11 protein-coding genes and 1 pseudogene are annotated in these 12450 nt (G+C 59.6%); 6 read left to right on the top strand and 6 right to left on the bottom strand.

From position 1 onward, the window contains the following. On the top strand, positions 1–306 hold the full coding sequence (locus PDR5_RS14100) for an NIPSNAP family protein (protein ID WP_039768220.1): 306 nt from the start codon (positions 1–3) through the stop codon (positions 304–306). A 30-nt stretch (positions 307–336) separates the two neighbouring features. On the opposite strand, the pseudogene ilvA reads toward PDR5_RS14100, so the two are convergent. Further along, positions 337–1326 (bottom strand): annotated as a pseudogene (gene ilvA, locus PDR5_RS14095) (threonine ammonia-lyase, biosynthetic); the annotation flags it as partial. Positions 1327–1577: 251 nt separating this feature from the next. Between ilvA and PDR5_RS14090 the strand changes: the two are divergent. Beyond that, positions 1578–1916, top strand: coding sequence for a DUF2834 domain-containing protein (locus PDR5_RS14090; protein ID WP_064596404.1), 339 nt, complete (start codon positions 1578–1580; stop codon positions 1914–1916). On the opposite strand, the gene PDR5_RS14085 is transcribed toward PDR5_RS14090, so the two are convergent. Further along, positions 1897–2820: a magnesium transporter CorA family protein gene (locus tag PDR5_RS14085; protein ID WP_064381745.1), complete on the bottom strand. Its 924-nt coding sequence runs from the start codon at positions 2818–2820 to the stop codon at positions 1897–1899. The two genes, PDR5_RS14090 and PDR5_RS14085, sit on opposite strands and share 20 nt — an antisense overlap. 7 nt (positions 2821–2827) lie before the next feature. After that, positions 2828–4402: a RimK family protein gene (locus PDR5_RS14080; protein WP_064596402.1), complete on the bottom strand. Its 1575-nt coding sequence runs from the start codon at positions 4400–4402 to the stop codon at positions 2828–2830. A gap of 92 nt (positions 4403–4494) precedes the next feature. Between PDR5_RS14080 and PDR5_RS14075 the strand changes: the two genes are divergently transcribed. Beyond that, positions 4495–5598 (top strand): GNAT family N-acetyltransferase/peptidase C39 family protein, encoded by a 1104-nt coding sequence (locus PDR5_RS14075; RefSeq protein WP_064596400.1) that lies wholly within the window; start codon positions 4495–4497, stop codon positions 5596–5598. Between the two features lie 5 nt (positions 5599–5603). Here PDR5_RS14075 and PDR5_RS14070 read toward each other — a convergent pair whose 3' ends face one another. Together PDR5_RS14070 and PDR5_RS14065 are read right to left on the bottom strand one after the other, a co-directional pair. Continuing rightward, positions 5604–6749 (bottom strand): PQQ-dependent sugar dehydrogenase, encoded by a 1146-nt coding sequence (locus tag PDR5_RS14070; protein ID WP_064596398.1) that lies wholly within the window; start codon positions 6747–6749, stop codon positions 5604–5606. Positions 6750–6799: 50 nt separating this feature from the next. Further along, positions 6800–7141: a hypothetical protein gene (locus tag PDR5_RS14065; protein ID WP_064596396.1), complete on the bottom strand. Its 342-nt coding sequence runs from the start codon at positions 7139–7141 to the stop codon at positions 6800–6802. Between the two features lie 191 nt (positions 7142–7332). On the opposite strand from PDR5_RS14065, the gene ku reads away from it, so the two are divergent. Further along, positions 7333–8193, top strand: a complete 861-nt coding sequence (ku, locus tag PDR5_RS14060; protein ID WP_064596394.1) for a non-homologous end joining protein Ku — start codon at positions 7333–7335, stop codon at positions 8191–8193. A gap of 42 nt (positions 8194–8235) precedes the next feature. Here ku and lpxO read toward each other — a convergent pair whose 3' ends face one another. Further along, a complete protein-coding gene (gene lpxO, locus PDR5_RS14055) occupies positions 8236–9135 on the bottom strand; it encodes a lipid A hydroxylase LpxO (RefSeq protein WP_039768931.1) in 900 nt (299 codons plus the stop codon). Between the two features lie 392 nt (positions 9136–9527). Here lpxO and PDR5_RS14050 point away from each other — a divergent pair, with 392 nt between their 5' ends. Both PDR5_RS14050 and PDR5_RS14045 read left to right on the top strand, forming a co-directional pair. Further along, positions 9528–11114 (top strand): ABC-F family ATPase, encoded by a 1587-nt coding sequence (locus PDR5_RS14050; RefSeq protein WP_039768209.1) that lies wholly within the window; start codon positions 9528–9530, stop codon positions 11112–11114. 144 nt (positions 11115–11258) lie between these two features. Beyond that, positions 11259–12446, top strand: coding sequence for an MFS transporter (locus PDR5_RS14045; protein ID WP_064596392.1), 1188 nt, complete (start codon positions 11259–11261; stop codon positions 12444–12446). Positions 12447–12450: the final 4 nt, after the last annotated feature.

Raw genomic sequence — 12450 nt, 5'->3', positions numbered from 1 at the left:
TTGATTACCTGCCACGTCAGATACGTGATTGATCCCTATCAGTTGGACGCATTCGAAGCCTACGCCAAGACCTGGCTCGGCATCGTCGAACGGCTGGGAGGAACGCATCATGGTTACTTCCTGCCCTCGGAAGGCGCGAGCAATATCGCGTATTGCCTGTTCAGTTTCCCGTCGCTGGCGGATTACGAAAGCTATCGCCACATCGCACTGACCGACCCCGAAAGCACGGCGCTGGTGGCCGATCTGGTCGAAAAGAAGTTCATCATCAGCTACGAGCGCAGCTTTCTGCGCCCGTTGTTGCCCTGAGTCCTTTCACGCTGAAACACCGCACGCCGCCGCTCGCTCCGCGACATGACGCAGGCTGTCGAAGTTTATATTGGCACCGGAATCGATGGCGATGAACGTCTGATTCCGTGCGCCGGTTTGCGCCACATACTGTTTAATGCCCGCGACCGCCAAAGCGCCGGAAGGCTCGGTGATCGAGCGGGTGTCGTCGTAGATATTCTTGATCGCCGCGCAGAGTTCGTCGTTGCTGACGGTGATGACCTCATCCACGCAGAAGCGGCAAACCTCGAACCCGTAGGCGCCGATCTGCGCCACCGCCACGCCATCGGCGAATGTGCCCACGTTGGGCAGCACCACTCGCTCATCCGCTAGCATGGCAGCATTCAGGCAGGCCGAGTGCTCCGACTCGACGCCGATGATCCGTACTTCAGGTCGCAGGTATTTCACATACGCCGCGATGCCCGCGATCAACCCGCCACCGCCCACCGGGACGAAGATCGCATCCAGTGCGCCCTGATGCTCGCGCAGGATTTCCATCGCAACCGTGCCCTGGCCAGCGATCACATCTGGATCGTCGAAAGGCGAAACGAACGTTCGCCCAGTCTGCTCAGCCAGTTGCAGCGCGTGAGCCAGGGCAAACGGAAAGCTTTCGCCATGCAATAGCGCCTCGGCCCCACGACTGCTGACGCCCAGCACTTTCAGCTCCGGGGTGGTTGCCGGCATGACAATGCTCGCGGCAATGCCCAGTTCCCGCGCCGCCAGCGCTACGCCTTGCGCATGATTGCCCGCCGAAGCCGTGATCACCCCGCGCGCCTTCTGCTCATCACTCAATTGCACCAGTTTGTTGTAGGCACCACGGATCTTGAAGGAGAACGTCGGTTGCAGGTCTTCGCGCTTGAGCAGGATCCGGCTGCCCAGCGCTTCGGACAGCGCCGACGCCGGTTGCAGCGGCGTGCGCACCGCCAGTTCGTACACCGGCGCGGCGAGGATCTTTTTCACGTACTGCTCAAGCAGGGCTTGCTGGGCGGGGCTGTAGCGCATGGTCGTCTCCTGACGTTTGATTCGTAACCCCGGAGACAGAAAGTAAAAACCCGCCTCTAGGGCGGGTTGGGTGCTGCAGTCGTGAGCTAGCCCGCCAAATGAGGAATGGCGGTAATAATGCTTGGCTGGCAGCGCAATACGGTGGAAGTCATGGCCCCGAAATTAGCCCGGGCGCTGCTGGCAAGTCAATGGCGAATTTTGTGGCGGGTCTGTAGGCTGGCCTTTCGCTCATCTGCCCAAGGAAGGAATACCTGATGTCCATCGCCCTGCCCCTCACCGCTTTAATCGCCTTTGGCGGCTATACCGTTTCCGTGATGCTTCAGGCCGAACAGTCGCTGATCGACTTCGGCATCAGCCTGATGTCGCGGCCCGACACCGCACAAGTGGTGATCGATCTCTATCTGCTGGCAACCCTGGCGGGCGTCTGGATGTACAAGGACGCGCGCAAGCGTGGGCAGTCGGGCTGGTCGGTGGTGCCGTATCTGTTGCTGACGGCGGTGTTTATTTCAGTCGGGCCGTTGTTGTACCTGGTGGTACGGGGCCTGCAGGATCGCAAACGTCCGGCCGCCGTCATTTCGCCAGACGCCTGAGCCCGAACAGCATCCCGCCGGCCCCCAACAGCATCGCTGCCAGAAACAACGGGTACGACACCCACCACGGCGTGCCGGCGGTCATCATGCTGAATTCCGACATGCCGCCAATGCTCGCGATCAGGTTGAGCGGCAGGAATACCACGTTGATCAGCGTCAGTTTGCGCAGCAGGTTGTTCATGCTGTTGTTCATCAGGTTGCCCCGGGCGTCGATCAGCCCGGAGAACACCGTCGAATAGATTTCCGCCTGCTTGTAGCACTGGTTGTTTTCGATGATCAGGTCGTCGATCAGGCCGATGGCTTCGCTGCCGAAGTGCTGTTTTTCCGCGTGATTGCGCAACCGCGTGAGCACCGCGCCGTTGCTGTGCAGGGCGTTGATGTAATAGATCAGGCTTTCGCTGAGGTTGAACATTTGCACCAGATGCTGGTTCTGCATCGAGGCGTTGAATTTCTGCTGCAACTCCCGGGCGACCAGTTTGATCACCTTCAGATGCCCGAGGTAGTGATGGATGTTGTTGAACAGCAAATCCAGCAACACATCCAGCGGCGTGTTCAATGGCTGGCGGGTGCCGACACCGTGCAGCGGCGTGTCGTCGGTTGCGATGACCAACAACTGGCCCGGCGAGAACAGCAAGCCGCAGGACGACACCTCGAATGCCAGGCTGCCGCCTCCGGAATAGTTCTCGGGGCGTTTCCAGATCAGGAACAAGTGATCGGGGTGAAACTCGATCCGTGACACCTCGTCCGGGTCGAGCGCCGAGGCCAGCGCGTGTTCATCGAGTTTGAAGTGACTGTGGAGCAGGTCGCGCTCGGCGGCGTCCGGGTCGCTGAACAGCATCACCTCGGCGTCCAGCCGCTCGACCCGCTGCAAGGCGCCGTGATTGAGTGCAAAGCTGTTGATCATCGGCCGGTCACCAAGCCTGGCCGCGGCGTTTGAGCTCAAGACGGCGCACGAATTCTTCCAGCACCAGCGAATACAGATCGTCTTGCAGGTAGGCGTCTTCGATGCCCGCGTCGAGGTTCGGGTTGTCGTTGACCTCGATCACCACGACTTTGTCGCCGGCCTGTTTCAGATCGACGCCATACAAGCCGTCGCCGATCAGGTTGGCGGTCTTCACCGCCAGTTCCACCACCGCGCGCGGCGCCTCGTGGATCGCCAGCGTGCGACATTCACCGTTGACGTCCTGACCCTTGGCCTTGTGGTTGTAGATCTGCCAATGGCCCTTGGACATGAAGTACTGGCAGGCAAAGATCGGTTTGCGGTTGAGCACGCCGATGCGCCAGTCGTACTCGGTGTAGAAAAATTCCTGGGCCAGCAACAGCACCGAGTGTTCGAATAGCTCGGCGGTGGCTTCCAGCAAAGCCTGCTGGCTCTCGACCTTGATCACGCCACGGGAGAAACAGCCATCCGGGATCTTCAGCACCAACGGAAAACCGAGGCGTTCGCCGACCCGTTCGAAGTCTTCGGGTCGCTCCTTGTAGAGAATTTCCGTGGCGGGCATGCCCAGTTGATGGCTGTTGAGCAAGTCGGTTAGGTAGACCTTGTTGGTGCAGCGCAGGATCGACGTCGGGTCGTCCATCACCACCAGCCCTTCACTTTCGGCTTTCTTGGCGAAGCGATAAGTGTGGTTGTCGACGCTGGTGGTCTCGCGGATCAGCAAGCCGTCGTACTCGGCCAGCCTTGCGTAGTCCTTGCGTTCGATCAGCTCGACATCGATGCCCATGCTTTTGCCGACCCGCACGAAGTTTTCCAGTGCGCGGGCGTTGGATGGCGGCAAGGCTTCCTGCGGATCATGCAGGATCGCCAGGTCATATCGCGCCACTTGCGGCGAACGCGGTACACGCCAGATCTTGCGACTGAAGCCGTCCAGCGCATTGGCGAACTGATCTTCCTGATCGTCGCGCAACTTGTGCAAGGCGCCAGACTTTATACCTTCGATGTGCCAGCCGTTAGTTCGACGAAACTCAACTAACAGAATCGGACACGGGAATACTTCAAACAATTGCCGGGCCAGATCCTGCAACGGCTCTATATGCGTTCTGCCGAAATAAAGTGTCAGCGTAAAACCTTCAGTGTCGCTGTAGAGATGATGGCTGAGGGCTTTTTCCAGGGTTTTATCCAGGTCATCCAGCGCCAGACCGTAAAGGGATTTTCGCGTCAGTTCGCTGATGGTGCGTACCGACGGAATCACCTTGTGCCCTCGAGCCTCCGCCAGCAGAGAGCAATAGTAGCCGTGGCCCAGGTACTTGTAGCTGCGGCACAGATTGATCACCTGCACCCGTTTTCCCGGCTCGCTGTCGGGCGGTTGTTCGAGATATTCCTGGGCCGTCAGGATGTCTTCGCTGGGAAAGTACGAGGCCCAGTCTTCCTTGCGTTCGACGATGATCAACACTTGACTGGACGTTCTGATCTGCGGTTTTAAATAAGTTGCCGGTGGCAAACTTTGACTGGATACTTCGCGCCAATGACCCTGTACCGCTGACATAGAAATTGATCCGTTGGAGAACAAGACCTTTTCTATTAAGCACGAAGTTTTTCGAAAGTCCCGTTTCGTTACGCAACTTTTACGGTGGTCATATGAATGCTGTTTTTCGCCTGGCGGTCGTTGATGATTTGCCAGCGTTGCTCACGCTGGAGATGCACTGTTTCACCACGGACCGGCTCACACGCCGCAGTTTCCAATGGATGATCACCCGGGCCCACGGGCAATTGTGGGTGGCCGAACGCGAGGGTCAACTGGCCGGTTATGCGCTGGTGCTGTTTCATCGCGGCACCTCGCTGGCCCGTCTGTATTCCATTGCGATTACCCCCGAGGCGCGCGGCGGTGGTCTGGGCAAGCAATTGCTGCATCGGATCGAGGCCTGCGCGCTCGAGCACGACTGCGCCTATCTGCGGCTGGAAGTGCGCACCGACAACCCCGCCGCCATCGCCCTGTACGAGCGTAACGGCTACCGGCGCTTTGCACTGATCCATGACTACTACGAGGATCACGCCGACGCGCTGCGTCTGGAGAAACGCATTCTCCAGCACCACGATTCGCGCAACATCAAAGTCCCCTATTACCGACAAACCACCGATTTCACCTGCGGCCCGGCCTGCTTGCTGATGGCCATGGGCGCGTTGCAGGCCGATCGTTTGCTGGAGCGGCGCGAGGAATTGCAGTTGTGGCGCGAAGCAACCACGGTGTTCATGACGGCCGGCCATGGCGGTTGCAGCCCGCAAGGCCTGGCTCTGGCGGCCTGGCGCCGGGGTTTCAGAGTGCGATTGCAACTGAGCATGACCGGGCCCCTGTTTCTCGACGGCGTGCGCGATGCGCATAAAAAAGACGTCATGCGCCTGGTCCATGACGAGTTCATGGCGCAACTGAACGACACCGATGTCGATCAGGTCATCGGCGTAACGCTGGATTTACCCGCACTGCTGGCCAACGGAGGTCAGCCCCTGGTGCTGATCAGCAGCTATCGCCTCACCCGCTCCAAGTCGCCGCACTGGGTGATCGTCACCGACTGCGACGAAGACTTCGTCTACCTGCACGACCCGGATGTCGACCACAGCCAGCATCGCCAGCCCATGGACTGCCAGCACGTGCCGGTCAGCCATGGGGAGTTCGAGAAAATGTGCCGCTTTGGTCGTGGCAAGTTGCGGGCGGCGGTGGTGCTCTACGCTCGCTCACCCGCGTGAAGGGTTCATTTGAGTCCGATCTTGTACAGCGAACCGTCGGACTCATCGGTCAGCACATACAGGTAACCATCCGGCCCCTGGCGTACATCACGAATCCGTTGCTTCAGTTCGCCCAGCAAGCGTTCTTCATGCACCACCTTGTCGCCGTCGAACTGCAAGCGGATCAGCTCCTGCGTCACCAGCGCACCGATGAACAGATTGTGCTGCCACGGCTTGAAGCGATCGGCATCGTAAAAAGCCATGCCGGTGACGCCCGGGGATTTTTCCCAGACATGGTGCGGCCCGACCGTGCCTTCGGCTGTCTTGCCCTCGGCTTCCGGGATCGGTTGCATGGAGTAGTTGATGCCGTGGGTTGCCAGCGGCCAGCCGTAGTTCTTGCCGCGCTCGATGATGTTCACTTCATCGCCGCCGCGCGGGCCGTGCTCGTTTTCCCATAAGGTGCCGGTCCATGGATTGAGTGCGGCGCCCTGGGGATTGCGGTGGCCGTAGGACCAGATCTCCGGACGCACGCCGGACTGGCCGACAAAGGGATTGTCATCGGGCACCTTGCCGTCGGGGTAGATCCGCACGACCTTGCCTTGCAGCTTGTCCAGGTCCTGCGCGGTCGGGCGGTCGTTGTTTTCGCCCAGAGTGATGAACAGATAACCGTCCCGGTCAAACACCAGCCGCGAGCCGAAGTGATTGCCGACCGACAGTTTCGGTTCCTGACGGAAAATCACGTTGAAGTCCTTCAGGGTTTTCAGGTCGTCCGACAGGCGCCCGCGCCCCACCGCCGTTCCGGCCTTGTCACCCGCACCGCCACCCTCGGCGTACGACAGGTAAACGAGGCGATCCTGTTTGAAATCCGGTGACAGCACCACATCGAGCAATCCGCCCTGCCCCTTGGCCCAGACGTCCGGCACACCGGTGATCGGCGCAGACAGCTTGCCGTCGGCATCCACCACGCGCAGGTTGCCGGGACGTTCGGTCACCAGCATGCCCTGGCGATCAGGAAGGAAGGCCAGAGCCCATGGGTGCTCGAGGCCCTGGGTAATCGTTGTGACTTCAAGGGTGCCCTGCTCGCTTTGCAGCTCTTTGGAAGCGGCGGCGAACGCCGGAGCGGCGATAAGTGCACTGGCACACAGGCCGGCCAGAAGGGTTTTACGCAACATGCACGATTCCTTTTGTTCGTTTGAAGGGCTGACAGAAGCGGTTCTGCCATTCAACGGTTGCTCCCGCTGTCACGGGCTGGAGGGTTGGGGATGAAGGTGGGTGGCGTGCTCGGCACGGAGCGCAGCGGCTGGCCATTGCCGATACCGCGGTTTTCCAGGGTCGGCGGACGCGGCACGGGAACGGTGTTCGGCCCGCGAATGGGCGGAGTGCTGGGCTGGGTGCCCTGCATGCTGTTGGGGTTCGCCCGGCGGATCGGGCTGTTGTAGGGGTTGTTGCTGTTGCCAGTCGGACTTTGTGCCAGCAACAGCGATGTATGGCTTATTGCGCCATCGGCGTGAACCAGCCCGCCACTGAGGGCGAGCAACGCAATGCCAAGCAGGAAACGGTTCATGAACGGCCTCTTTCGGTGCGCAGGGACTAGAGCCTTCGAGTCCACGCTACGCCGTGGGTTCGCATTTGTTAACCCGTCACCGCTAAACAAGATGTAACACGGCTTGACCTGACGTTTAGCGGCACCCAGTAAACAACGGAAACTTTCACGCCGGGCCACGGGTCACCCGAACATCACTCGGAGAACAGCACATGGCTCGGGCAATCTGGAAAGGCGCAATCAGTTTCGGTCTGGTCCACATCCCTGTGGCGCTGGTCTCGGCGACGTCATCCCAAGGCGTCGACTTCGACTGGCTCGACAGCCGCAGCATGGACCCGGTCGGCTATAAACGGGTCAACAAGGTCACCGGCAAGGAAGTCACCAAGGAGCACATCGTCAAAGGTGTGCAGTTCGAAAAAGGCCGCTATGTGGTGCTCAGCGAAGAAGAGATCCGCTCGGCGCACCCGGTTTCGACCCAGACCATCGATATCTTCGCCTTTGTCGACAGTGAACAGATCCCGCTGCAGAACATCGACACGCCCTATTACCTGGCTCCGGACAAGCGCGGCGGCAAGGTCTACGCCTTGCTGCGTGAAACCCTGAGCAAAACCCGGAAGGTCGCCCTCGCCCGAGTGGTTTTACATACGCGCCAATACCTGGCGGCGCTGATGCCTCTGGAGTCGGCGCTGGTGCTGGTGAAGTTGCGCTGGCCGCAGGAAGTGCGCAGCCTGGACGAACTTGAGCTGGGCAGCGAAGTGACCAAGCCGCAACTGGCCAAGGGCGAGCTGGACATGGCCAAACGGCTGGTGGAAGACATGACAGCGGACTGGACGCCCGAGGATTACAACGACGAGTTCGAAGACAAGATCATGGCGCTGGTGGACAAGAAGGCCCATGAAGGCAAGATCGAAGACGTTGAGACCGTCTCTGGAGAAGAAGAGCGCAAAACCGCAGATGTTATCGACCTGACCGAACTGCTCAAGCGCAGCTTGGGCGGAAAAGCTCCGGCCAAACCGGCGAAGAAGACCGCCAGCAAGACAACAGCGGCGAAGAAAACCAAAAAGGCCTCATGAAAATGAAATCGGGCGACTGTCTTTCAACAGTCGCCCGATTCGTCAGATCAGGATGAAGATCGCCAGCAGACCGCCGAAGATCGCCCACTTTTCCATGTAGTAGAGTTTGCGATTGCGCTTTTTCAGCTCTTTTCCGCGCAGGCGAATCTTGTAGATTTTGGTAAATAACCGGTTGATGCCACCGGTGCGGTCACCCGCATCGTTCGGCGCACCGGCCGCCGACATCACGGTGCGGCTGAACCAACGGTTGAACGCCGCCGCCCAGCGATACTTCATCGGGCGCTCGATGTCACAGAACAGGATGATGCGGTTCTGGTCGGTGGTGTTTTCCGCGTAATGAATGAACGTCTCGTCGAACATCACCGCTTCGCCATCACGCCAGTGATAATTCTCGCCATCGACGTTGATGTAGCAACCGGCGTCGTTCGGCGTTTCCAGGCCAAGGTGATAGCGGTACGAACCGGCGTACGGATCGCGGTGACGCACCAGTTTCGAGCCCGGCGGCAGCTCGGCGAACATCGCAGCCTTGATCGAGCCGATGCTCTGCACCAGTTCGGTGGTGCGCGGGCACAGTTGCAGCGCCGACGGGTGGCTGTCGCCGTACCACTTCAGGTAGAAACGCTTCCAGCCAGTCTTGAAGAACGAGTTGAAACCGACGTCGTCGTACTGGTTCGAGCGCTTGATCTCGCCGGCACGCAGCAGGTTACGACCTTCTTCACGAATTTCTTCCCAGTGGGTCTGCAACGGAGTCAGATCGGGAAAGTCCTTTGGATCAAGGTAAGGCGTGTTGGGCTTTTTCGAGAACAGATAAAGGAAGCAGTTGATCGGTGCCAGGAACGAAGAGTGATCGCTCAGTTGACGACCGAGTTTGTGGCGTACGCGACCGCGCAGGTGAACGTACGCAATGGAAATGACATATACAGCGGCAATGATGAGTTTCACGGAAATCGTCACACGTCAGAAGTGAACAAACTGCGCGCCTTTCGGGCTGTGGCCCAAGGTCTGTGGCAGTGGTCTGAAATCAAAAAAAACGTCCCGGTGGCGCATCCTTGAGCCCATGCCGGACAAGGCATTGGGTGAATGGATGGCATTTTAGCCACAGTTTGTAACCAATAGTGAACCTTCATCTGTGAAAAACTGTCTCGCGATTGCGCCAAACGGCAATCGGAATGTCACCGCCCTATCGTTTAAAGAGCCAGACCAGTACAATCGCCGCCAAACTTTACGCGCCCCCCTTGGTTGATGACGGGATTGCCCCGCCTCAGCGCACTTCGACTCGGGCCAAGCGCTCCGGCTGCACCCTCGCTACTCAGCACGCTTCGCAGGAAAAACCTTTGATTTCTACAGCTAACATCACCATGCAGTTCGGCGCCAAGCCGCTGTTTGAAAACGTTTCGGTCAAATTCAACGGCGGCAACCGCTACGGCCTGATCGGCGCCAACGGTTGCGGCAAGTCGACCTTCATGAAGATCCTCGGCGGCGACCTCGAGCCGTCCGGCGGCCAGGTCATGCTGGAGCCGAATGTACGCCTGGGTAAATTGCGCCAGGATCAGTTCGCCTACGAAGAATTCACCGTGATCGACACGGTGATCATGGGTCACGAAGAGCTGTGGAAGGTCAAGGCCGAGCGCGATCGCATCTACTCGCTGCCGGAAATGAGCGAAGAAGACGGCATGGCCGTGGCCGAGCTGGAAACCGAGTTCGCCGAGATGGACGGCTATACGGCCGAATCCCGCGCCGGTGAACTGCTGCTGGGTCTGGGCATTCCGCTGGAACAGCACTTCGGCCCGATGACCGAAGTCGCGCCGGGCTGGAAGCTGCGTGTTCTGTTGGCTCAGGCACTGTTCTCCGATCCGGAAGTGCTGCTGCTCGACGAACCGACCAACCACCTGGACATCAACACCATCCGCTGGCTGGAAACGATTTTGACGGCGCGTAACAGCACCATGATCATCATTTCCCACGACCGTCACTTCCTGAACAGCGTCTGCACCCACATGGCCGACCTGGACTACGGCGAGCTGCGTCTGTTCCCGGGCAACTACGACGAGTACATGACCGCGGCGACTCAGTCCCGCGAGCAACTGCTGTCGGACAACGCCAAGAAGAAAGCCCAGATTGCCGAACTGCAAACGTTCGTCAGCCGCTTCTCGGCCAACGCCTCGAAAGCCAAGCAGGCCACTTCCCGCGCCAAGCAGATCGACAAGATCCAGCTGGCCGAAGTCAAGCCATCGAGCCGCGTGAGCCCGTTCATCCGTTTCGAACAGACCAAGAAGCTGCACCGCCAGGCCGTGACCATCGAGCAGATGTCCAAGGGCTTCGACGGCAAGACCCTGTTCAAGAACTTCAGTTTCACCGTTGAAGCCGGCGAGCGCGTAGCCATCATCGGCCCGAACGGTATCGGCAAGACCACCCTGCTGCGCACGCTGATGGGCGAACTGACCCCGGACGCAGGTTCCGTGAAGTGGACCGAAAGCGCGGAGCTGGGCTACTACGCTCAGGACCACGCCCACGATTTCGAAGACGACGTCAGCCTGTTCGACTGGATGGGTCAGTGGACTCAGGGCGAGCAAGTGATCCGTGGCACCCTGGGTCGCATGCTGTTCTCCAACGACGAGATCCTCAAGTCGGTGAAGGTGATTTCCGGTGGTGAGCAAGGTCGCATGCTGTTCGGCAAGCTGATCCTGCAAAAGCCGAACGTGCTGGTAATGGACGAACCGACCAACCACCTGGACATGGAATCGATCGAGGCGCTGAACCTGGCGCTGGAAAACTACCCGGGCACGTTGATTTTCGTCAGCCACGACCGTGAGTTCGTATCGTCCCTGGCCACCCGCATCATCGAGCTGAGCCCGAACGGTGTGACCGACTTCAGCGGCACCTACGACGACTACCTGCGCAGCCAAGGCGTGGTGTTCTAAGTCGAATCGAGCGGTAAACAGAAAGCCCTGTCCTTGTGACAGGGCTTTTTTTTCGTCGAGGAAAAGATCGTTAGCCTGCTTCCTTTTAATCCAACGTCACGCCATGATGCGGACTCTCCCACCGCCGCCCGCGAACGAGTCCTCATGTCTGCGCAGCAACAGCCACCGCAAAGCTCCATGGCGATCACCCTGCAGATCGTCTCCATCGTTTTCTATACCTTTATTGCCTTCCTCTGCATCGGCCTGCCGATTGCGGTGCTGCCCGGCTATGTGCATGAACAGCTGGGTTTCAGTGCCGTGATCGCGGGGCTGGTGATCGGTTCGCAATACCTGGCCACCCTGCTCAGCCGGCCAATGGCCGGGCGCATGTCGGACACCATCGGCACCAAACGGGCGATTGTTTATGGTTTGTCGGGGATTGTGCTCAGCGGTGTGCTGACGCTGGTTTCGACGCTGCTGCAGAGCTTGCCGTTGTTGAGCCTGTCGATCCTGATCGTCGGTCGCCTGCTGCTGGGGATCGCCCAGGGTTTGATCGGCGTCGGCACCATCAGTTGGTGCATGGGCCAGGTCGGTGCCGAACACACCGCGCGCTCGATTTCGTGGAACGGCATCGCGTCCTATGGCGCGATTGCCATTGGCGCGCCGTTGGGCGTGGTGATGGTCGCCGACTATGGCTTCGAAAGCCTTGGCATTGCGCTGTCGCTACTCGCGGCCGGCGCCTTGCTGCTGATCCGCAATAAGCCCTCGGTGCCGGTGGTACGCGGTGAACGCCTGCCGTTCTGGGCGGTGTTCGGACGGATTGCGCCGTTCGGCGCCAGTCTGAGCCTGGCGTCGATTGGCTATGGCACGCTGACCACCTTCATCACCCTGTATTACCTCAATCGCGGCTGGAGCGGCGCTGCGTATTGCCTGACGGTGTTCGGTGTGTGTTTCATCCTTTCGCGGCTGCTGTTCATTTCCGCCATCGGCCGTTTTGGCGGATTCACCTCGGCGATTGCCTGCATGACCATCGAAACTGTCGGCCTGGTCATGCTGTGGCTGGCGCCCTCGACCGCGTATGCCTTGGTCGGCGCCGGTCTGGCCGGGTTCGGCCTGTCGCTGGTATACCCCGCGCTGGGCGTCGAGGCGATCAAGCAGGTGCCCAACTCCAGTCGTGGTGCCGGGTTGAGTGCTTATGCGGTGTTTTTCGATCTGGCGCTGGCGATTGCCGGCCCGTTGATGGGCGCGGTGGCGTTGAACCTGGGCTATTCGTGGATTTTCTTCAGTGCGGCCGTGCTGTCCGTGACCGGACTGGCGTTGACCTTGCTGCTCAAGCGCCGGGCCATGGCGTAAACGC

The organism is Pseudomonas sp. DR 5-09 (genome assembly GCF_001655595.1).
In the GTDB taxonomy this organism is placed as follows: Bacteria; Pseudomonadota; Gammaproteobacteria; order Pseudomonadales; family Pseudomonadaceae; genus Aquipseudomonas; species Aquipseudomonas pharyngis.
The sequence above is the reverse complement of the archived record's forward strand: the minus strand, read 5'-3'. Positions and strand labels throughout refer to the sequence as shown.